This window comes from Shewanella sp. SR43-8 (genome assembly GCF_014163775.1).
In the GTDB taxonomy this organism is placed as follows: Bacteria; Pseudomonadota; Gammaproteobacteria; order Enterobacterales; family Shewanellaceae; genus Shewanella; species Shewanella vesiculosa.
On the sequence record NZ_JACJDX010000004.1, the window covers coordinates 320,805 to 341,697 of the forward strand.

General features: G+C 40.9%; 20 protein-coding genes and 2 tRNA genes. 11 read left to right on the top strand and 11 right to left on the bottom strand.

Features of this window, described 5'->3' with window-relative positions; translation table 11 throughout:
• The first annotated feature begins 29 nt into the window (after positions 1 to 29).
• The 4 genes from nagB-II to nagP all read left to right on the top strand — a co-directional run bounded on the left by nagB-II (position 30) and on the right by nagP (position 4,866).
• Positions 30 to 1,031, top strand: coding sequence for a glucosamine-6-phosphate deaminase NagB-II (gene nagB-II, locus H5114_RS07245; protein ID WP_182722549.1), 1,002 nt, complete (start codon positions 30 to 32; stop codon positions 1,029 to 1,031).
• A gap of 36 nt (positions 1,032 to 1,067) precedes the next feature.
• Positions 1,068 to 2,219: an N-acetylglucosamine-6-phosphate deacetylase gene (gene nagA / locus H5114_RS07250; RefSeq protein ID WP_182698356.1), complete on the top strand. Its 1,152-nt coding sequence runs from the start codon at positions 1,068 to 1,070 to the stop codon at positions 2,217 to 2,219.
• A 39-nt stretch (positions 2,220 to 2,258) separates the two neighbouring features.
• Positions 2,259 to 3,419 carry a transmembrane glucosamine N-acetyltransferase NagX gene (nagX, locus tag H5114_RS07255; protein WP_182722550.1) on the top strand — a complete coding sequence of 387 codons (1,161 nt, stop codon included), beginning with the start codon at positions 2,259 to 2,261 and terminating at the stop codon, positions 3,417 to 3,419.
• A 142-nt stretch (positions 3,420 to 3,561) separates the two neighbouring features.
• Entirely contained in the window at positions 3,562 to 4,866 is a 1,305-nt protein-coding gene (nagP, locus tag H5114_RS07260; protein WP_404948343.1) for an N-acetylglucosamine MFS transporter NagP, read from the top strand.
• A gap of 309 nt (positions 4,867 to 5,175) precedes the next feature.
• Here nagP and H5114_RS07265 read toward each other — a convergent pair.
• Positions 5,176 to 5,251 (bottom strand) — tRNA-Thr (locus H5114_RS07265).
• A 6-nt stretch (positions 5,252 to 5,257) separates the two neighbouring features.
• Positions 5,258 to 5,333 (bottom strand) — tRNA-Phe (locus H5114_RS07270).
• 931 nt (positions 5,334 to 6,264) lie between these two features.
• Between H5114_RS07270 and H5114_RS07275 the strand changes: the two genes are divergently transcribed.
• Positions 6,265 to 6,822 (top strand): cytochrome b, encoded by a 558-nt coding sequence (locus tag H5114_RS07275; protein ID WP_182722552.1) that lies wholly within the window; start codon positions 6,265 to 6,267, stop codon positions 6,820 to 6,822.
• A 95-nt stretch (positions 6,823 to 6,917) separates the two neighbouring features.
• Entirely contained in the window at positions 6,918 to 7,493 is a 576-nt protein-coding gene (locus H5114_RS07280) for a YceI family protein (RefSeq protein ID WP_124017171.1), read from the top strand.
• A gap of 84 nt (positions 7,494 to 7,577) precedes the next feature.
• Here H5114_RS07280 and H5114_RS07285 read toward each other — a convergent pair whose 3' ends face one another.
• Positions 7,578 to 7,856 carry an oxidative damage protection protein gene (locus tag H5114_RS07285; protein ID WP_101086395.1) on the bottom strand — a complete coding sequence of 93 codons (279 nt, stop codon included), beginning with the start codon at positions 7,854 to 7,856 and terminating at the stop codon, positions 7,578 to 7,580.
• A gap of 37 nt (positions 7,857 to 7,893) precedes the next feature.
• Positions 7,894 to 8,967: an A/G-specific adenine glycosylase gene (gene mutY / locus H5114_RS07290; RefSeq protein ID WP_182698361.1), complete on the bottom strand. Its 1,074-nt coding sequence runs from the start codon at positions 8,965 to 8,967 to the stop codon at positions 7,894 to 7,896.
• Positions 8,968 to 9,205: 238 nt separating this feature from the next.
• Here mutY and trmB point away from each other — a divergent pair, with 238 nt between their 5' ends.
• The 5 genes from trmB to H5114_RS07315 all read left to right on the top strand — a co-directional run bounded on the left by trmB (position 9,206) and on the right by H5114_RS07315 (position 13,593).
• Positions 9,206 to 9,922 carry a tRNA (guanosine(46)-N7)-methyltransferase TrmB gene (trmB, locus tag H5114_RS07295; RefSeq protein ID WP_182698362.1) on the top strand — a complete coding sequence of 239 codons (717 nt, stop codon included), beginning with the start codon at positions 9,206 to 9,208 and terminating at the stop codon, positions 9,920 to 9,922.
• 35 nt (positions 9,923 to 9,957) lie between these two features.
• Entirely contained in the window at positions 9,958 to 10,284 is a 327-nt protein-coding gene (locus H5114_RS07300) for a YggL family protein (RefSeq protein ID WP_182698363.1), read from the top strand.
• A gap of 6 nt (positions 10,285 to 10,290) precedes the next feature.
• Positions 10,291 to 11,205, top strand: coding sequence for a glutaminase B (glsB, locus tag H5114_RS07305; protein WP_182698364.1), 915 nt, complete (start codon positions 10,291 to 10,293; stop codon positions 11,203 to 11,205).
• 227 nt (positions 11,206 to 11,432) lie between these two features.
• Positions 11,433 to 12,245, top strand: coding sequence for a YggN family protein (locus H5114_RS07310; RefSeq protein ID WP_124017176.1), 813 nt, complete (start codon positions 11,433 to 11,435; stop codon positions 12,243 to 12,245).
• A 406-nt stretch (positions 12,246 to 12,651) separates the two neighbouring features.
• A complete protein-coding gene (locus H5114_RS07315) occupies positions 12,652 to 13,593 on the top strand; it encodes a LysR family transcriptional regulator (RefSeq protein ID WP_124017177.1) in 942 nt (313 codons plus the stop codon).
• A 647-nt stretch (positions 13,594 to 14,240) separates the two neighbouring features.
• Here the strand turns inward: H5114_RS07315 and H5114_RS07320 are convergent.
• From H5114_RS07320 to proC, 7 genes are all read right to left on the bottom strand, one after another.
• Positions 14,241 to 16,097 (bottom strand): DUF885 family protein, encoded by a 1,857-nt coding sequence (locus tag H5114_RS07320; protein WP_182722553.1) that lies wholly within the window; start codon positions 16,095 to 16,097, stop codon positions 14,241 to 14,243.
• Between the two features lie 176 nt (positions 16,098 to 16,273).
• Positions 16,274 to 17,413 carry a radical SAM family heme chaperone HemW gene (gene hemW, locus H5114_RS07325; protein ID WP_182722554.1) on the bottom strand — a complete coding sequence of 380 codons (1,140 nt, stop codon included), beginning with the start codon at positions 17,411 to 17,413 and terminating at the stop codon, positions 16,274 to 16,276.
• Positions 17,414 to 18,085, bottom strand: a complete 672-nt coding sequence (gene rdgB, locus H5114_RS07330; protein WP_124017180.1) for an RdgB/HAM1 family non-canonical purine NTP pyrophosphatase — start codon at positions 18,083 to 18,085, stop codon at positions 17,414 to 17,416. It abuts the gene before it with no gap.
• Positions 18,086 to 18,350: 265 nt separating this feature from the next.
• Positions 18,351 to 18,749 (bottom strand): DUF4426 domain-containing protein, encoded by a 399-nt coding sequence (locus H5114_RS07335; protein WP_371697567.1) that lies wholly within the window; start codon positions 18,747 to 18,749, stop codon positions 18,351 to 18,353.
• 91 nt (positions 18,750 to 18,840) lie between these two features.
• Positions 18,841 to 19,155, bottom strand: coding sequence for a DUF167 family protein YggU (gene yggU / locus H5114_RS07340; protein ID WP_124017181.1), 315 nt, complete (start codon positions 19,153 to 19,155; stop codon positions 18,841 to 18,843).
• Between the two features lie 20 nt (positions 19,156 to 19,175).
• Complete coding sequence (locus tag H5114_RS07345; RefSeq protein ID WP_124017182.1) at positions 19,176 to 19,724, bottom strand: YggT family protein; 549 nt, start codon at positions 19,722 to 19,724, stop codon at positions 19,176 to 19,178.
• A gap of 235 nt (positions 19,725 to 19,959) precedes the next feature.
• A complete protein-coding gene (proC, locus tag H5114_RS07350; protein ID WP_182722556.1) occupies positions 19,960 to 20,778 on the bottom strand; it encodes a pyrroline-5-carboxylate reductase in 819 nt (272 codons plus the stop codon).
• Positions 20,779 to 20,893: the final 115 nt, after the last annotated feature.

The following is a 20,893-nucleotide window of genomic DNA, read 5'->3' on the forward strand; positions in this document are numbered from 1 at the left end:
AATTCAACATTATTTTATCAAGGTTTATTATGACAATTCTTACAGTTATGGAACAAGAAGCTCGTACCGCACCTCAGAAAATTGCCGAGCAATTGATTGCCAACCAGACTATTACTGACACATTGGGTCAGACCTTACGTGAACTTAAGCCTAAATTTGTCATGATTGTAGGTCGTGGATCTTCTGATCATGCAGGTGTATTTGCTAAATACTTATTTGAAATCGAAGCGGGTGTTCCCACGTTTGCTGCTGCTCCTTCTGTTGCCAGCGTATACGGTAAGTCATTACAACTTGAGGGAGCGTTAGTCATCGTGATTTCACAGTCTGGCCGAAGCCCTGACATTCTTGCACAAGCAAGAATGGCTAAAGCGGCGGGCGGATTTTGTGTGGCATTGGTCAATGATGAGTCAGCGCCTATTAAAGACATTGTTGATGTTGTTGTGCCATTACGTGCAGGTGAAGAAAAAGCCGTTGCTGCAACAAAAAGCTACCTAGCCACTTTATCTGCTATTTTACAAGTTGCCGCTAAGTGGACTCAAAGTGAATCATTAGCGCAAGCGGTAAATACGTTACCCCAAGCTTTACAAACCGCAGTTGATGCTGAACCGCAACTCACTGCTGAGTCATTGGACGGCGTTAAAAACTTAGTGGTTCTTGGTCGCGGCTTAGGTTATGCAGTTTCAAAAGAAATTGCATTAAAAATGAAAGAGGTCTGTTCAATACACGCTGAAGCATTTAGTAGCGCAGAATTTTTACATGGCCCAGTGACATTAGTTGAAAATAAATTAGCGATTGTTGATGTATGTATTAACGACGAGTCGTATGCCAGCCATGTAGAACAAATTGCTAATGTTAGGCAGCGAGGTGCTGATTTAGTGCATCTAAATCAAACGTCTGCAGATATTCATCCACGAGTTGCGCCTTTAGCATTACTGCAGCGTTTTTACATTGATGTTGCCACAGTCGCAATTGCCCGTGGCATTAATCCTGATCAACCCGCGGGCTTAAAGAAGGTCACTCAAACACTATAGTTGCTTCATTAAAATCGATATAGAGCAGAGAGTATTATGAAACAAATCCTGATTGTTGAGCGATTATTTGATGGTGAGTCATTTCATAAAAATATGGCCGTAACCATAGATGCAGGCAAGATCACTGCTGTCATACGTGCTGAAGATGTAATTGATGTCGAACACCATACCGTCACAAAATTAGCGGGTACGCTCACACCAGGGTTTGTCGATGTGCAAGTGAACGGTGGTGGCGGGGCGTTATTTAATGCTGAGCCTAGTACCGAGTGTATTGAAATTATTGGCCGTGCTCATGCACGATTTGGGACCACAGGTTTCTTACCCACATTAATTACTGATGATGTAAGTATTATGACAAAAGCAGCCGATACGGTTGCGGTGGCTATTGCAAATCAACAAGCTGGTGTTTTAGGTATTCATTTTGAAGGTCCACATTTAAGTGTGCCTAAAAAAGGTGTACATCCACAGTGCTATATTCGGCAAATTAGTGAAAAAGAACTGAGTATTTTTAGTCGTCAAGACTTAGGCATTAAAGTGGTCACGCTGGCGCCTGAAAATGTGTCAACTCAGGTTATTAAGGCACTGGTGTCAGCAGGCGTCAAAGTCTGTTTAGGGCACTCAAATGCTGACTATGACACAGTGAATGCAGCATTAGAGGCTGGAGCTACAGGATTTACCCACTTATATAATGCGATGTCTGCTTTAGGTTCACGCGAACCTGGCATGGTCGGTGCTGCGCTTGAAAGTCAAGATGCCTGGTGTGGCTTAATTGTCGATGGACATCATGTTCATCCTGCGGCAGCAAAAATAGCCATAAATGCTAAGCCTAAAGGTAAAGTCATGCTGGTAACCGATGCTATGCCGCCTGTTGGTATGAGTGATGATGCCAGTTTCAAATTATTTGGTACTCAGGTTACTCGTCAGGGGGACAGACTTAATGCAGCCACGGGAGAATTAGCCGGTTGTGTTTTAGACATGGTTGGGGCGGTGAATAATAGCGTGGCTATGCTTGGGTTATGTCATGAAGAAGCTTTACGAATGGCATCGTTATATCCAGCAACATTTCTCGGTTTAGAGCAACAACTAGGTTTAATTAAACCAGGTTATAGAGCTGATCTAGTGTTATTAAATCCGGCCAATAAAGTCAGTCGCACCTATATTGCTGGCAACGTCGTTTTTGCGCAGTAAAGCTTGCTGTCTAATTGTGTAAATATGAAAGAGACTATGATGTCAGTTAATCGCAAAATTGAGTCTAATACTCAACGTGATAAGCCCAGCAAACCCAGACTTATGTCACTTGATGCATTACGTGGCTTTGACATGTTTTGGATTATCGGTGGCGAAGGCATTTTTGCCGCGTTATTTGCTTTAACGGGGTGGGCGGGATGGCGTGTTGCTGAAGCTCAGACCCAACATAGTCAATGGTACGGCTTTACCTTTTATGACTTAATTTTTCCTTTGTTTATTTTCTTATCGGGTGTGGCGCTCGGTCTATCACCTAAGCGTATCGACTTATTGGCTTTTCGTGAGCGAATTCCGCTATACCGTTATGCATTAACACGTTTACTGTTACTGATTGCATTGGGAGTGTTATATAACCATGGATGGGGGACTGGGATCCCTATTGACCCAGAACACATTAGATTTTCAAGTGTACTAGCGCGTATTGGTTTTGCATGGTTTTTTGCGGCAATGGTGGTGTGGCACACCTCGCTGCGAGTTCAAATATTAATCACCATATCGATGTTCATTTTTTATATTTTATTACAGTGTTTTGTTGGTTTTCCTGGCGGCCAAGCAGGAGTATTTACTGCAGATGGAAGTCTTAATACTTATATAGACAGTATATTACGACCGGGTATGGCTTATCAGCATCGCGCACTTGATCCTGAAGGCGTGCTATCGACATTCCCCGCTACCATTAACGCATTATGTGGTGTGTTTGTGGGCCAATACATTGTTAAGCCACACCCCAAAGGCGATTGGGCTAAAGTGAGCATTATGATGCTCTGTGCGCTACTTCTGTGGTCCGGCGGGTGGTTACTCGACTTTATTATTCCTGTAAATAAAGATCTGTGGAGCAGTAGCTTTGTACTCGTGACATTAGGGTGGAGCTTACTATTTTTTAACATATTTTATGCCATTATCGATGTACTAAAATGGCAGAAATGGTCTTATGTATTTGTTATTATTGGTGTTAACTCCATTATTGTTTATTTAGGAACAAGTATCCTTGATTGGTCTTATATCACTCAAAGCTTGTTAGGTGGAGTGATTCGTTCAGCACCAGCTTCCAGTCAGTTAATGATCAGTGTCATAGGTTTAGTCACAGTGCAATGGCTCGTACTGTGGTGGATGTACCGTCGAAAAATATTCATAAGAGTATAAGGTTAACTCAGCTATTAAAGTGAGTTGTTAGTTATGGATGACAAGGCTGTCTTAGTGGTGAGTGTGTATTAATATTCCTCAATTAATATTGATATTTCTAAACCACTAAGTCCTCCCTATAAATATAATAATGAGCAGGTTTATGGAAATGACAACAACAAAAACATCGGCAGAAAATAGTGTTGTACCAATGACAATTGTGGCAATTTTATTTTTTATTCTTGGCTTTGCTACCTGGTTAAATGGCTCCTTAATGCCTTACTTAAAGCAAATATTACAGCTAAGCCCTTTTCAAGCTTCGTTAATCCTCTTTTCATTTTATATTGCGGTAACGTTTACCGCATTACCCTCAGCCTGGGTTATTCGTAAAGTGGGTTATAAAAATGGTATGGCATTAGGCATGGGAATAATGATGTTGGCTGGTTTATTATTTATCCCAGCAGCCCAAACCCAAGTATTTATATTATTTCTAGTGGCTCAGCTTGTCATGGGGACAGGGCAGACACTATTACAAACAGCGGTTAATCCTTACGTGGTTCGCTTAGGTCCTGAAGAGTCAGCCGCAGCACGTGTAAGCGTAATGGGTATTTTGAATAAAGGCGCCGGCGTGATTGCACCTATGGTATTCACAGCACTTATTTTAGATAGTTTTAAAGAGCGAGTCGGTACTGAATTAACCTCTATTCAAATTGATGAAATGGCCAATAGCTTAATTTATCCTTATCTTGGCATGGCTATCTTTATTGGTGTTCTTGCTTTTGCAGTGAAAAAATCACCTCTGCCTGAATTGGAACAAGAGCAAGCAGAAATCGATTCAGAAAAAGGCCAGATCAAACAGGCTTTGTCTCATCCAAGTTTGGCATTAGGTGTTATTGCTTTATTTGTTTATGTGGCTGTTGAGGTTATTGCTGGCGACACGATTGGAACATTTGCATTGACGCTAGGTGTTGAGAATTACGGGGTAATGACATCCTATACCATGCTGTGCATGGTACTAGGGTATACCTTAGGCATTATTTGTATTCCCCGTTTTATTTCCCAACCCAATGCATTAATGCTCAGTGCTATTTTAGGATTGATATTAACTGCCGGTATCGTGTTTGGTGATAGCCAGTCTTATGTCATAGCTAACGTTTTATTAGTTCCTTTTGGTGGTGCCCAACTTCCCGATACATTATTGATGATTGCATTTTTAGGCTTAGCCAATGCCATAGTGTGGCCAGCTGTGTGGCCATTGGCGCTTTCAGGTATGGGTAAACTGACCAGCACAGGTTCTGCATTGTTAATAATGGGGATTGCCGGTGGCGCTTTTGGACCACTATTTTGGGGACTAACCAGTTCAGCGACATCCTTAGGTATGCAGGGCGGGTATATGGTGATGTTTCCATGCTACTTATTCATTCTATTTTATGCCGTTAAAGGTCATAAGATGAGACGTTGGAAATAACGTTTACCGTTTAAAGCGATCTTATCAACCGAAAAAGGGAGCCTAGGCTCTCTTTTTGCTTATAGTATGTCTCTGAAACACTGTAGTGGATGCGAGTTAATCTAAGCTGGATATATCTTTGATTGTTTATTTGAGGTTAAGTTAATCTGATAAGGCGAACTTTTAATCATTTATCCAGTAATATTGATATAGCTGAATTCGTTGTGCTTTATGGGCGAATACTGGGCTTAATGTGAGCTTGTATTATTTAGTAGGTGGGGATAATTAGATACAAAAAAGCCACTCATTGAGTGGCTTTTTTGTTTTTTATGGTGCCGGCACCAAGAGTCGAACTCGGGACCTACTGATTACAAGTCAGTTGCTCTACCAACTGAGCTATGCCGGCTAATTGTGGTGCCCGAACCCGGAATCGAACCAGGGACACGAGGATTTTCAATCCTCTGCTCTACCAACTGAGCTATTCGGGCAACTAACTAAGTGTTAGTTATCTACTGCAAACTAGGTATTAACTTGGTAATCAATGCCTGTCTCGTCTGGAGTGCGCACATAGTATAGTGATGGATTTTATCGTGCAAGTGGTTTTTTAAATGTTTTCACTCGTTCGGCTAGTTAATGTGCAAAATGATGCTTTTTTATCGATTTTAACCCCAGAAAGTGGTTTATCAGCATTAATCACCAAGAATAAAGTCATAGATGCTTGCTGACGATTAAATAAAAAGTAATCAGAAAATTGAATTTGTCGTTTCTTGATCTGCATTAGACCGATTTTTAACTAATAGTTAGAGTTTTGGCTTTAACGGCCAGCTCGAGTCGTTGATAGTTCACTTCTTTACATGTAAAGAAGTGAACTTTTTATAGGGCATTTTATCTTAATTTAGGTTCACTGAAATGCGAGGACATTTACTCAACGGGAGAGAAGTGATTCAGATAGGTCTGAATTATGCCAGCTAATCTAACAACATTAATTGTGCAGCTATGTATAGCCGTTTAATTCAAGGCAGAGTTTATGACATGTCGTTAAGCTACATCAGTAAGCGATAACGCAGTTTAAACTCACCACAAACGCTGCTCGAAGCTCTTTTAATCTTATAAATTTTTTACCAGACATTAGCGCAGCTAGAGACAGAGTCTTTAACACTTGTGTCGCTTTGTTTCATAAAAATCAAACCGGTTAGTTTGAAGAATGTTAACGACGGACGAACAACCGGGCTTGATGATATTTGATTAGTAGTGACTACAATTGATATATGTTTAATTAGAGTTTGCTTAATTATGCGGTCATTCTTTATCTTAAAATCTATTAATTCTATTTTATAGAACGATTTTGGCTATTTTTACTGATTTTCTTTCCCAAAATTAACGTTAAAATGTTGTGACTTGTTTAGAGGAAAGTAAGACATGTTAAAAAACACTCCGACTGGCTATGGTTTAGTGACCATTATGATTCATTGGTTGTCCGCCATCGCTGTTATTGGTCTATTTAGCGTAGGCTATTGGATGGTAGATCTTACCTACTATAGTAGTTGGTACCAAACGGCACCACATCTTCATAAAAGTGTCGGTCTGCTTTTACTTGGATTAACACTATTGAGGTTTGTTTGGCGGACCATATCACATGCTCCTAGTCCATTATCGAACCATCAGCCATGGGAAAAACGTGCGGCTAAGTGGGCGCATACTGCTCTTTATACGTTAATGTTACTCATTATGTGTTCAGGAATTATGATTTCGACAGCTGATGGTCGAGATATTTGGATTTTTGATTGGTTTGCCGTGCTATTTCCTGACGCTTTTATTGATGATCAAGCCGATACCGCTGGAGTGATACATCAATACCTTGCTTATAGCTTAATGGGGGTGGTTGTGTTGCATGCCGCAGGTGCGATTAAGCATCATGTTATTGATAAAGACAACACGCTTAAAAGAATGTTGCTGCCAAGTCGTATCAGCAAATAATCGAATGGTTTAACCGTCGAACCGATTAACCGTTATGTTCGATGTATATCACTACCTATTTATCTACTTGTTATTAACTTAAAGGAATAAAAGTCATGAAAAAACACCTTATAGCAGCACTCATGGGTGCAACGTTTATGTTACCTGTTGCTGTTAACGCTGCCGACTATGTTATCGACACTCAAGGTGCACATGCATCAATTCAATTTAGTGTAAGCCATTTGGGTTATAGCTTTGTGGTGGGACGCTTTAATGAGTTCTCTGGTGACTTCAGTTTCGATGCTGCCAAAGTAGCAGACGGCAAAGTGAATGTTAAAATTAATACAAACAGTGTTGATTCTAATCATGCTGAACGTGACAAGCATTTGCGCAGCGCAGACTTTTTAAATACCAGCAAATTCCCAGAGGCTTCTTTCACATCAACATCGATTGTCGATAAAGGTAATAACCAGTTTGTGATTAATGGTGACTTTACCTTAAATGGTGTAACCAAACCGTTAACTATTGATGCTGTTGCTATCGGTGAAGGTAAAGATCCATGGGGTGGTTACCGTGCAGGTTTTACCGGTACAACCAGTTTTGCGATGAAAGATTTCGGTGTCAAAATGGATTTAGGTCCAGCTTCCGCTAATGTTGAATTAGCCTTGGTAGTGGAAGGCGTTAAACAATAACCTGTCGGATTAGTGATGAATAAAACAAAGCCGCTAAGTTAAGCGGCTTTGTTGTTTAATACTGTTATCAATTATATTGCTAGGTTATTCATCTTCCGCTGGTGGAACATAACCTTCGATTTCAACGTCTTTACCTTCAAATAAAAAGTGAGTCATTTGCTCTTCAAGAAACTTGCGGTCATCAACATTCATCATATTGAGTTTTTTCTCGTTAATGAGCATGGTTTGCTTCTTTTGCCATAAGCCCCAAGCTTCTTTACTGATATTGTCAAAAATGCGCTTACCCAATTCGCCTGGGTAAAGCTGAAAATCTAAGCCATCAGCTGATTTATTGAGATGTTGACAGTGAACTGTGCGAGCCATGATGATTCCTTACTAACTTTATTAATTACTGTAAACACTAATGTGTCGCGAAAAGTACGGCTAAATTAGCCAAAATGCGTTCTGTGGCTGCTGCTAAGCCGACTTTCGCAGGTTGCTCTATGTTATACCAGAGAGCCGAGGTTTGTTCCATGATGCCAGTAGCTTGAGCAACAGATAGTTCAACTAATACGGGTTGAATATCAAGATGGAAATGACTAAAGGTATGCCTAAACCCTGCAAGCCCTTGTTCAGATTGTGTCAAATTATGCAGGGTTAAATAGTCATTTAATTCTGCTTGATGCTCAAATTGTGGAAAACACCATAACCCTCCCCATATACCTGCTGGTGGGCGCTGGATTAATTGAACTTTTATAGAATCTTCGCTGTTATCAACTAAAACCACCATAAAGGCTGATTTTTCGGGCGTCACTTTTTTAGGCTTTTTACCTGGATATAGGCTTTGATGGCCACTTTGTTGCGCTACACAATCAATTGCCACAGGACAGGCTGCGCAATTAGGTTTGCTGCGAGTACAAACACTTGAACCAATATCCATCATAGCTTGGTTAAACTTTTCAACATTTTTGGCAGGTGTTAACGCATCCGTTAATTGCCATAATTGCTGCTCAACGTTTTTTTGTCCTGGCCAACCTGCAATAGCACCATGTCTGGCCAATACTCGTTTAACATTTCCATCTAAAATAGGGTGGTGTTGACCAAGTGATAATGACAGTATCGCCCCAGCGGTAGATTTACCTATTCCAGATAAAGCCACAACATCTTCAAACTGAGTGGGAAACTTGCCATCAAAGGCATCACGTATATGCTGTGCTGCTTTATGTAGATTACGGGCTCTGGCGTAATAACCTAAGCCGGTCCACAAATGCAGCACTTCATCTTGATGCGCATTAGCAAGATCGACAACGCTTGGGAAGCGCGCCATAAATTTTTCATAATAGGGAATCACCGTCGCAACTTGAGTTTGCTGGAGCATGATCTCCGACACCCAAACACGGTAAGGCGTTTTATTGAGCTGCCAAGGCAGTGATTTGCGACCATGCAGGTCGTACCAAGCGATAATACGCTCAGAAAATGGGCTTAGATTTTTCATGGGCGCAGTGTAGCCATAGGCATTTTATTACACAAGTAGCCGCGCTATTTAAAAACATAAATTAGCATAAACATGTGCGATCAGTTTAGGTATAATGCGCAACTGACTTTATAAATGATCTATTACAGATAGCAATTGCGTAACGTGCTAGTTAAAAGTGGCTTAATGGCATATAGCCACTAGCTGATTTTATCACTAGTTACACAGCACAACAGAATACGCAGACAACGAGGCAAAAATGAGCGACGTTACCACAGCTGAATTTAACGAAGAAGGTAAGTATATTCGTAAAATCAGAAGTTTTGTTTTACGCGAGGGCCGTTTAACTAAAGGTCAATCTCAAGCAATTGAAGCATATTGGCCAACAATGGGGCTTGATTACACTCCACAAGCGTTGGAGTTAACTCAAGTGTTCGGTCGCGATGCTGATACCGTGTTAGAAATCGGTTTTGGTATGGGCGCATCATTAGTGCAAATGGCAAAAGCTGCCCCAGAGCAAAACTTTATTGGCATAGAAGTTCATAAGCCAGGTATTGGTACGTGTCTTGCTGATGCTGGTGCTGCTGAAGTCACTAACTTACGTGTATATCATCACGATGCAATGGAAGTGTTAGAGCACAGCATTGTTGATGGTTCACTTGAGCGCGTTCAATTATTTTTCCCAGATCCTTGGCATAAAAAGCGCCATCATAAGCGCCGCATTGTGCAAGCTGAGTTTGTACAGCTTATCCGCCGTAAGCTTAAGATTGGTGGCGTGTTTCACATGGCAACCGATTGGGAAAATTACAGCGAGCATATGTTAGAGATAATGAGTGCAGCAGAAGGTTATAAAAATCAATCAACAACTGGTACAGTTGTCGAACGTCCAGACCATCGTCCGCTAACAAAGTTTGAAGCAAGGGGCCACAGACTTGGTCACGGCGTATGGGATATCATGTTTGAGCGTATCGCTTAATCACAACTACACTTTCAGCAATCGGAGAATATACCATGGCGCAAAATCGTAGTCGTCGTTTACGTAAAAAATTACGAGTTGATGAGTTTCAAGAGCTAGGTTTTGAAATTAACTGGACCTTTGATGAGTCAGTTTCTGAGCAAGATATTGATAACTTAGTCGATCAGTTTCTTATTGAAGTTATTGAACCTCGTCAATTAGGTTTCCACGGTGGTGGACACAAGCAATGGGAAGGTATTATTGCTACCCAAGCTATTGGTAAATGTACTGATGAAGATACTGCAGCAGTCAAAACATTCTGGAAAGATAAGCCTGTTTCTAACCTTGAAGTCAGTGATTTATATGATATTTGGTGGGGTTAAGCTAAATTGCCAGAGCAATTATTACTTCAGCAAGCTGTCGATAAAGTAAAATCGCTTTTGGGTAAAGGCAAGGTGGCAGGATATATTCCTGCTCTTGCCTGTGTTGACCCTAATAAAATAGGTATTGCAGTCACCACCATTGATGGTCAAACAATTGGTGCCGGTGATTACCTCGAACCTTTTTCAATTCAAAGTATTTCTAAAGTTTTTAGCTTAACTCTGGCACTGAATTTATATACCGAAGATGAAATCTGGAGTCGGGTAGGCAAAGAACCCTCAGGACACTCGTTCAATTCCCTCGTGCAGGTTGAATTAGAGCGCGGTAAACCTCGCAACCCTTTTATTAATGCCGGTGCACTGGTAATAGCCGACTTGCTGCAAGCGCGTCTTGGGGCACCTAAGCATCGTATGTTGGAAGTGGTCCGCCAATTAAGCCAAAACCCAATACTCACTTACGATAAAGTCGTCGCGGACTCTGAGTTCCAGTTCAGCGCCCGCAATGCATCTATTGCTTATTTGATGAAGTCATTTGGTAATTTTGACGGCGACGTTAATACCGTGCTTAAAAGTTATTTTCATTATTGTGCATTAAGAATGAATTGCGCTGATTTGTCTCGGGCTATGTTCTATTTAGCTAATCGTGGTAAAACGCTCGATGGCGACAGTTTAGTATCGCCTGTGCAAACTCGGCAACTTAATGCATTACTGGCAACATCGGGACTATACGATGGTGCAGGTGAGTTTGCTTACCGCGTGGGTATGCCGGGTAAAAGTGGTGTGGGCGGCGGGATTATTGCGGTTATCCCTGGTGACATGTCAATTTGTGTCTGGTCACCTGAGCTTGATGTTAATGGCAACTCACTTGCCGGCACTGCGATGCTTGAGCACTTCAGTCAGCAACTCGGTCGATCTATTTTTTAGTTTGGTGCAGATAAATTAATTATTATTGAGATTCGTAAAATAGACTACTTTTTGGTTTATTTTACGAATACACTTCCGCTATTGTTTCTCTACTCGCCCATCTTTTTTGTTTCTAAGCTTTTAATTCAATATAAATCATAATCTTATAGTTTTTGGCATAACTTATGCTATATACCTTTCATATCCGACCTAATTATTGATATTCGTATACCAAAAGGATTTTTATCATGACTAAGCAAAAGTTGATTTGTGGTTTAGCGTTAACGAGTGTGTTATTCACCGCTGGGGCGTTAACACCTGCAATGGCAAAAATGTCATTGAATGATGAGAAGTGTAACGTAACCCTAAACTACGACGTAACGGTTGAGCCGACTACGCTACAAATTAGCGATAATGGAATCGAAAAGTATCGTGTTGAGTTAGGTCAGCTTTATGTTGAGGGTAAAAAAGTGACTCTTAATGACAAACAACAAAAATTACTCACCCAGTACTCTGAAGAACTTTCTCGCCAAGTGCCAGATGTGATAGACCTTGTTGGAGATGTTGTTTCTGTGGCTACTCAAGCGGTTAATATGGCGTTAACACCTATTTTTGGTGATGCAGCTAATGTTCATATCGATAAATTAATGGTCGGTATTCAAAAGCGTGTTGATACCATGGCATATCAACAAGGCGATAAATTTTATTTAGGCTCAACAGAAGCATCAATTGAGCAAGCTTTTAACAAAGAGTTTGAGCAAGAAATGGAACAAATGGTTACCAGTTCAATGGGTTCATTAATGATGACACTGGGTAGCCAAATAATGTCTTCAGAAGGGGGTTCATTTGAAGAGAAAATGAATGCTTTTTCACAAAAGATGGACAACGTCGGTGCCGACATCGAAAAGCAACTTGAGTCGCAATCGCAAGGTCTTGAAGATCGTGCCGATAAGGTATGTGATAACTTTGCCACTTTATTAGTGCTTGAAAATCAAACCCGTCAGGCTATTCCTGAATTAGCTCCTTATACCTTAGCTAAGTTAGGTGAAGCAGCAAAGTAACCTATATCGATTTACCGTCAATATGTCTCCCCGACACCTGACCTTCCCCTGTGCTCTTATTAAGACACAGGGGCTTTTTTTTGCGCCTATTTTAACGATTATGCCGCTATAGCTGGTGTTGCTTTGTTCTGATAAAGAGATTGTCAATTATAAATATAGAACCATATAGGCTTTTTTTGCTATACTGGTGCCAATTATAACAAAGTTACACTCTACTTTAGATGTGGTTATATTTTAGAATCTTCAATTGTTGATGTTGATTGACAGTATTCATGTGTTTTGGTGCTTATTTAGCAGTAAAAAAACATAACAAGTGAATATTGATTTTGATGCTTGGCAAGGTTTAGTTACTAGAACAGATATCTGAAATTATTATTAATGTCGTAACCAGCTTAAGGCGACTTTCATGTTAGAACTGTTAGAACCTATCGCAATTTTTACTCACGTTGCACGAGCAGGAAGTTTTAGTGCTGCAGCCAGACGTCTTGGCATTTCTAAATCTAAAGTGAGCACTCAAGTTGCAGATCTTGAACATAAACTTGGTGTCCAGCTGATCCAGCGTACAACACGTAGTTTAAGTCTTACTGAAGCCGGTAATTTATTGTATCTTCAGGGTGAAGAATTACTTCGCGATGCAGAGCAGGCCGTATCGAGTGTGCACAACTTGAATGATGCAACTCGTGGAGTATTGAAGGTCGGGATCTCGCAATCATTTGGTACTATGCATATTATCCCCGCTTTACCAGAGTTTATGGCAAGACATCCTGATCTTGAGCTGCAAGTCAGTTTACTTGATCATAAAGTTGATGTTGTCAGCGAAGGCTTAGATTTATTGTTAACCATGTCTGAGCAATTGCCGCTAGGTATGGTGGCAAGACCGCTAATGAAGTGTCAATTTTTGTTAGTCGCATCACCGGGGTATATTGCCCAACATGGTAACATTAGCCGCCCTGAGCAATTAGTCGAACACAATTGTTTGGTGTACCAAGGCGAGTGGCATGAACACAGCATGTGGCAATTTAGAAAAGGTGAAGATTATTGCGAAATTGGCGTGTCAGGCAATTTCCGTGTTGATAATGCTCCAGCATTAAAATCGGCAGCGGTGAGTGGTTTAGGCATTGTGTATTTAGCCAGTTATTTGATGGAAGATGAGATTGCTCAAGGGACTTTAGTACCTTTATTACCCGATTGGCAGTTGACACATAACCTTCCATTACAAGCTGTATATCCTCGTCGTAAACACTTGGCTCCTAAAGTCAGTGCATTTATTGATTTTATTAAAACGCATATTAGCAGCCCGCCATATTGGGACGCTAAGTTCGATCACCTGTATAAACTGCGTAAATAACATCAACGCCGGATAATAAGGGCTTATCAAATAGCCATTTTTCCGCGAGCAGGATGATATCTACTCACAATAGGCGTATTGATTTTTCAATAAGCCTATTGTGAAAAAGATATGACAAGTTTGATGCTGCAAACTTAAAACAAATCGCTTTATTCATATTTACTCCCTCTCTTATTTAGCGTTAATGTTAAGCAAAGTGGAAACATTGTTTTATTTTTAAAACAAAGCTTTGCTTGTAGGTTCTGTTCTATTTTTATCCCTTTTATATCAAATATTTAAGCTATGTCTTTATTAGTTGATCCGTAACCTGCTAATCAAGGGGTTAGTGATTTACGCTGCTTTAGTGGTTGAAGTCTGTTCTGATATCAATACAATGGTTGTGTGTTGATTCGAAATGATTTGAAGCATGCGTTTGGTTGAGAAATGACCCCTTTTCAATTAAGCGTACAAATCTGCAAGGTAGCAAATTTTGGATCAGAGTTGGCAATGCTTTTCGAACTAAAACAATGCCGGCCTTAAAACCATCATCCTAGTTTATTTGGTTTACCCCAGACTTTGTTCTGGGGTTATTTTTTTGTGGTAATGGTGACATGAAAACGGCAACCTTAGGTTGCCGTTTTACGTTGGTGCAGATGACCCATTGTCAGTTACAGTGAGTTCACTTGTTTAATCCATTTGTTGACTTGCTCTTCAAGTATGTCTAATGGCAATGGACCATTTTTCAAAATTAAAGTGTGGAACTCGCGAATATCAAACTTTGAGCCTAACTCTTTTTTGGCTTGTTCACGTAGCTGTAATATTTTAATCATACCGACTTTATATGCGGTAGCTTGTGATGGCATTACAATATGGCGCTCGACCATTTTAATCGCATCGGATTCAGCATTTGGCGTATTTTCAACATAATAGGCAATGCCTTGTTCACGAGTCCACTTTTTAGCGTGGATCCCTGTATCAACCACTAAACGGCATGCACGCCATAACTCCATCGATAGACGACCAAAGTCAGAGTATGGGTCAGCATATAAGCCCATTTCCTTAGGGAAATATTCTGAATAAAGTCCCCAACCTTCAATATAAGCAGTATAACCACCAAACTTGCGGAATTTTGGAATACCTTGCAGTTCTTGTGCTATAGCAATTTGCATATGATGACCAGGGATCCCTTCATGATAAGCCAGCGCTTCCATTTGGTACTTTGGCATCGCATCCATTTTGTATAAGTTAGCGTAATAAGTCCCTGGACGAGAGCCATCTGGTGCAGGTTGATCGTAAAATGCTTTACCTGCGGATTTTTCTCTAAATGCTTCAACTTTTTTAACAACTAAATCGGCTTTAGGTTGAATGGTAAACACTTCGTCTAGTCGAGTCTTCATATTATCTATGATTGACTTAGCTTGAGCTAGATACTCTGCTTTACCGGCATCAGAATCAGGATAATAAAACTGTTTGTCATCACGCATGAATGCAAAAAATTCTTTTAAGCTACCCGCAAATTGAACCTTTTTCATAATGACACGCATTTCGTCATGAATACGCTTAACTTCAGTTAGACCGAGATCATGAATGGTGTCTGCACTCATGTTCGTGGTGGTAGTGCGGGCGAGGGCGTTATTATAAAACGCTTCTCCATTAGGTAGCTTCCATACTCCGTCTTTAGTATCGGCACGTGCTTCGAGCGTCTTGGTATAAGTGATTAACTTTTCATAAGCCGGTTTGACGTTAGTGAGCAGGGCTTGTTTTACTTCATTTAATAAGAGGTCTTTTTTATCATCAGTGATATCGAGTTTATTGATTTTGCGTTTAGCGTCAGCCCATAACGCACTGTCTTTACCTGTATCGCTAAAAGGAGCACCACTAATAATATTTTTGCTGTCGGAAATCACATAAGGGAAAACAAACTTTGGCGCTATGATGTGTTTTTGCGCTCGCGTTTCTAATGATGTTTCTAATTGCGAGAATAGGGTCGGTACCGCGTTTAATCGGCTGATATAGGCTTTAGCATCACTTTCATCTGTTATTTGGTGTTGATTGATAAGAAATGATGCCACCATTGAATGAACACCGTACATTTGGTTCATCGGATAGTTGTAATAACGCCACTGATCGTCGCTTATGGTGTTTTCTAAATCGGCCTTTAATAGTTCATAACTTAGCAGTGCTTGCTCATCCAGTTTTGCTGTATCAAGCTGGGTTAGTCTGGTGAGTTGCTCTTTGTTGCGAGCGATGTCGGCATCGGCAGCAGCATCTGATAGGTCATTCCATTTACCGTAATCTTGTTTGATACCAAGGTAAGTTTGATTAATCGGATTTGCCATGACGTTTTCCATAAAAATGGCTTCAAACAATGCATTGGCTTTTTCAGATTCACTATGTTGTGTGGCTACAGCTGTACTTTCTTGTGGGCTAGACAGCGGCGCATTTTGTAATTGTGCAAGGGCCGATGTACTTAATAAGCTTGATAAAGCAACAGCAACCAGAGTTGTTTTTGTTTTTATAGACATGGATATCTTCCCAAAGTACCTAAATGTAGGAGCACATCCTAATAAAGCTTTGCCTAAAAGTGTGAATAGAAATGTTAGAGGATGTGTATTTGCGGTCGAAGATTTATACATTAATGGATAAAGATTAACTCGCAGTTAACTGTTTATTAAAGTAAACCGCGAGTTATATTGTGCAGTTAAATAAATTGAGACAGTAAATCATTTACAAACATATGCCCTTTAGGCGTCAGCTGCCAGTGTGTTGCGGTTTCGGTTAGTAAGCCTCGTTCAATGGATTTTTGCATGCCTTGCTGTACCACTTCTGCCGCTTGCCCGGTACGCTGTTCAAACTCAGCTTTAGGAATTGGGATCATCAATCTAAGGCGATTCATTAAATACTCTAATGGGCGGTCCTCTTCTACGACATCTGTGGTTTCAAAGGTATATTTATCCGCAGCAAGATAACCTTTTGGATGCTTTATTTTAACGGTACGCACAATCTGATTTGATTCGGGCAAGGTGATTTTGCCGTGAGCTCCACAGCCAATACCAAGGTAGTCGCCAAATTGCCAATAGTTAAGGTTATGACGGCATTGGTAACCAGGCTTTGCATAGGCCGATATTTCGTACTGCTCATAACCTAATGCCGCTAAGCGCTGTTGGCCTTGTTCATAAATTTGCCACAGGTTCTCATCGTCCGGTAATTGAGGCGGCTTTGAATGAAATAAGGTATTAGGTTCAATGGTAAGTTGATACCACGAAAGATGTGGCGGAGCTAATGCCGTGGCGGTATCGATATCATGCATGGCTTCATCAAAGCTTTGATTCGGTAAACCATGCATTAAGTCGAGATTAAAACTCAAATAATCTGCTTGCTTAGCTTTTTGTGCCGCAACTTTAGCTTCATCTTCATTATGGATCCGACCAAGCAAGTTAAGTTTTTCTTTAGAGAAGCTTTGCACCCCAATGGAAAGCCGCGTCACACCCGCTGCACGATAAGCACTAAAGTCATCATGCTCTAATGTGCCAGGATTAGCTTCCATAGTGATTTCTATATCATCTTCAAAAGGGATTAATGCTTGTGCACCATCAAGTATGCGTTGAATTTGGCTAGCATCAAATAACGATGGTGTGCCACCACCGATAAAAATAGTATGGATTTTTCGACCTTGAACATAAGCCAAGTCTTGTGTTAAGTCGTTTAATAACGCATCAACATATTGCTGCTGTGGCAACTCACCATTTTGGCCATGGGAGTTAAAATCACAATAAGGGCACTTTTGAACGCACCAAGGTATATGAATATATAAACTCAGTGGCGGTAATTGCAATGTCATTTATGATTGCTCATCCATTGTTATTGTATTGCTCGACGAACTGTTCGATGTGTTAGTCGATAAGATTATGCCTTGGGCTTGCATGGCGCTCACTAACAGTTTCAGTGCTTTACCTCGATGACTGTGAGCATTTTTCTGATCGCCAGTGAGTTCAGCTGCAGAGCAGTCAAAGCCTTGAGGAATAAAAACGGGGTCATATCCATGGCCTTGTTCACCTTGCGGGGCATGGTTTATGGTGCCTTCCCATGATGCTTGGCAAATAATGGGGGTCGGATCTTTTGCATGGCGCATGTATACCAGCACACATTGAAACCGAGCGCTGCGAAGCGTTTCACCCTGGAGTGCATCAAGTAATTTAAGGTAATTGCTGGTTTCAGTAGCCCCTTCACCCGAATAACGCGCGGAATATATGCCTGGTTGACCTTGTAGTGCATCAACTTCAATGCCTGAATCATCTGCAATAGCGGCTTTTCCGGTAATTTCAGCCGCATGACGCGCTTTAATAATGGCATTCTCAACAAACGTTGTGCCTGTTTCAGCCACCTCAGAAACATTAAATTGGTTCTGCGGTAGTACTTCAATGTTAAATGCCGCAAGCATTTGATCAAATTCGGCAAGTTTGCCTTTGTTGCCACTGGCAAGAACAATTTGTTGTTTGATTGGAGTCTGCATAGGTTTGCTTTTGAAATGAAGAAAAATTTGTCGTTATTATACGCTAACAAAGCCGCGATGCGCTACGGCGCTAGGAACTCTCGGGCTCGCCAGAGGGCCGACTGCGTCCTGCGAGGTCGTAACTCGGTCACAGCTAGGCACAGCTTCGCTGCTAAGATTGAGTTGCTGGGCGACTAGGCTGTTGATTTTATAGCCTCTAGCCGCCAAGCGTCATAGCAGCGAAGTGCTCTATGCTTTTTATCGCTTGCTATCGAGATTTTAGGCCTTAATCGACATAAAACTTTTGTTTAAACTTCAATGAGGTGTTTAGTTGTTTGCCGTACTTAATGGTAATCGTAAAATTAACTTCTTGGTCGTCACGATAAGGCACTTCTGCTATGTAATAGATTGAGTTTCCTTCACGGATTTCTTTAAAATCAAGCGTTATGCGTGCATCAAGTAGGTTATTGGCGATACCCGATATTTCAACTGGCACTGCTGGGTGTCCATCTTGGCTGGTATTGAGAACGGTAATATTAACTAGACCATTATAACTACTGCGTTCAATACCATAGGTTTTGGCTATTTCTGGTGTAATAAAGGTGCTATTGAGCGCCATGTAGTGAATATCGAAATTACCGACTTGCTGTTTTTGTTCTGCCTGAGCTGTACTCGTCATTGCCATCAATGACAATAATAATATCGGTAAAAGTGAGCGAGATAAACGCAATGATTGAAACATGATCTTGTCCTTAGCGAGCTGAGCAATAGGGTTATTATAGATGAGTGAGCTTTAAAAGTGCGGCTATTTCTGCTGGAATAACTTGCGGCTGGCATATTTGTATTTGCTTATGACGGCTATGTTCACCTTTGAGGATATGCACCTGACTTTTTGCCACTTTACAGGCTTTTGCAAGATACTTAGATAAATGAGCATTGGCTTTACCGTCAATTGGAGGTGCAGTTATGGCTATTTTTAATTCGTTACCGTGTAAGCCGATAATTTGATCGCGGCTTGCTTTGGGTTGTAGATAAACAAAAAGCAGCAAGTCACCTTGCTGCTCATCGTTGGAATAGCTTATAGCCGTCATTATTTAGTGATGTCCAACAACTAAATAATCGCCCAAAAAGGGATGTACTGTGCACACAACATATTAATGAAGTTCATGGCAATAAATACTACCAACACAGATAAATCTAAGCCGCCAATTGCAGGTAGTACTTTGCGTACTGGGGCTAAAATTGGTTCTGTTAACTGAGTCATTACCATCACAATTGGGTTGTAACCTTGATTAAACCAACTCAACACCGCTCGAACAAGTAGCATCCAAAAAAGTAATACTCCGGCTTGTTTTACCACAGAAATCACTGAGAACAATACCAAGGTAAGAATATCTACCGCAGCGCCTGCCATGAAAGTAAGTACTAACATTTTTACCATTACGACGATAAAGGCCAGTAACATCGATGAAGTATCAATACGTCCTATCGAAGGCAATAGTCGGCGCATTGGGGCGATAATCGGTTGTGTCGCCTTAACCACAAATTGGCTAAATGGATTGTAAAAATCCGCTCTTGCAAGTTGTAGCCAAAAACGAAGAATGACGATCATTAGGTATAAGTCAAACAGGGTGTTGACTAAAAAACTCATTGCATTCATGGATATTGCCTTACGTTTATGTAATTTAGTGCTTATGTTTATGCTATCTAGTATTTAACACATGCTAGGATCAATGCTTCAATTAACTGAGCTTATGTATGTTTAGCAATACAGTACTAAGCTGCAAATATAATCACTCACCGCTCAGATCCGCGCTATTAAAGCTTAGTTTTACCTAAGCTATTTTACACCAAAGAGGTTAACTTTAAGTTAAATATTAGTTCATCTCATCGCGTTAAAATGTTTTAGCCATTTCTTGGGCGCGGGCAACACAGTTTGTCATTGCTTTATCGACTAATTCCACTAAACCGCCTTGCTGAAAAGTTTCAACGGCTCTGGCTGTAGTGCCGCCTTTTGACATCACATTTTGACGCAATTCTGTCACCGATAATTGCTGGTTTTGAATCACCATCTGCGCGGCGCCTAAGGCTGCTTGTTCTGCCAATAATCTTGCTTTGTCTTCTGCCATGCCCATGTTGACCCCAGAAGCGATCATTGACTCAATAAACAAGAAGAAATACGCAGGAGAACTGCCCGCGAGCGCGATAACTTGATCTAATTCAGCTTCATTATCAACCCAGGTCACTTTGCCGCCACTTTGCATCAAGGTTTCGCAAATCGCTTTGTGCTCGGCAGAAATACTGTCATCGGCATAAATACCCGTCATGCCGTAACCAATTTGTGTCGGAGTATTAGGCATGGTGCGGATAAGTTTTATTGGCTGTTTAAAATAAACAGCATAACGCGATGCAGGAATACCAGCCGCGATAGTAATGATTAACTTATTGGTTAAATCCAGTGAGCTGAGGCCTTCGCAAACGGTGGCCATTAACTGCGGCTTTACGCTGAGTACAATGACATCAGCAGCTTGTGCTGTTGCATTATTATCATGAGAAACATGAATCGACAAATCTTGCTGCAAAGCATCCAATTTACCTTTACTTGGATTGGTTGCATGAATAAGGTCACTAGGATAGCCATGTTTAACTAAGCCACTAATAATGCTGCGAGTCATATTGCCCGCACCGATAAAACATACTTTTGCTTGAGTCATTGAGTCTGTATCCAATAAATGAGTGAATTTATGTCCAGTTCGTGTGTATGTTACCTAATTCAGTCCTAGGACGCCACGCTTCTGGATTCTAGGGGCGCTACGCTTCTAGGGCGGA

Bases quoted from the DNA above. Each gene is read 5' to 3' on its own strand.
- mutY (WP_182698361.1), bottom strand. From the start codon at position 8,967: ATGAAAAATCTAAGCCCATTTTCTGAGCGTATTATCGCTTGGTACGAC.
- H5114_RS07315 (WP_124017177.1), top strand. From the start codon at position 12,652: ATGTTAGAACTGTTAGAACCTATCGCAATTTTTACTCACGTTGCACGA.
- H5114_RS07335 (WP_371697567.1), bottom strand. From the start codon at position 18,749: ATGGCAATGACGAGTACAGCTCAGGCAGAACAAAAACAGCAAGTCGGT.
- nagB-II (WP_182722549.1), top strand. From the start codon at position 30: ATGACAATTCTTACAGTTATGGAACAAGAAGCTCGTACCGCACCTCAG.
- rdgB (WP_124017180.1), bottom strand. From the start codon at position 18,085: ATGCAGACTCCAATCAAACAACAAATTGTTCTTGCCAGTGGCAACAAA.
- nagX (WP_182722550.1), top strand. From the start codon at position 2,259: ATGTCAGTTAATCGCAAAATTGAGTCTAATACTCAACGTGATAAGCCC.
- H5114_RS07280 (WP_124017171.1), top strand. From the start codon at position 6,918: ATGAAAAAACACCTTATAGCAGCACTCATGGGTGCAACGTTTATGTTA.
- H5114_RS07275 (WP_182722552.1), top strand. From the start codon at position 6,265: ATGTTAAAAAACACTCCGACTGGCTATGGTTTAGTGACCATTATGATT.
- H5114_RS07345 (WP_124017182.1), bottom strand. From the start codon at position 19,724: ATGAATGCAATGAGTTTTTTAGTCAACACCCTGTTTGACTTATACCTA.
- H5114_RS07310 (WP_124017176.1), top strand. From the start codon at position 11,433: ATGACTAAGCAAAAGTTGATTTGTGGTTTAGCGTTAACGAGTGTGTTA.
- H5114_RS07300 (WP_182698363.1), top strand. From the start codon at position 9,958: ATGGCGCAAAATCGTAGTCGTCGTTTACGTAAAAAATTACGAGTTGAT.
- H5114_RS07285 (WP_101086395.1), bottom strand. From the start codon at position 7,856: ATGGCTCGCACAGTTCACTGTCAACATCTCAATAAATCAGCTGATGGC.
- yggU (WP_124017181.1), bottom strand. From the start codon at position 19,155: ATGACGGCTATAAGCTATTCCAACGATGAGCAGCAAGGTGACTTGCTG.
- H5114_RS07320 (WP_182722553.1), bottom strand. From the start codon at position 16,097: ATGTCTATAAAAACAAAAACAACTCTGGTTGCTGTTGCTTTATCAAGC.
- trmB (WP_182698362.1), top strand. From the start codon at position 9,206: ATGAGCGACGTTACCACAGCTGAATTTAACGAAGAAGGTAAGTATATT.
- proC (WP_182722556.1), bottom strand. From the start codon at position 20,778: ATGACTCAAGCAAAAGTATGTTTTATCGGTGCGGGCAATATGACTCGC.
- nagP (WP_404948343.1), top strand. From the start codon at position 3,562: ATGGAAATGACAACAACAAAAACATCGGCAGAAAATAGTGTTGTACCA.
- nagA (WP_182698356.1), top strand. From the start codon at position 1,068: ATGAAACAAATCCTGATTGTTGAGCGATTATTTGATGGTGAGTCATTT.
- hemW (WP_182722554.1), bottom strand. From the start codon at position 17,413: ATGACATTGCAATTACCGCCACTGAGTTTATATATTCATATACCTTGG.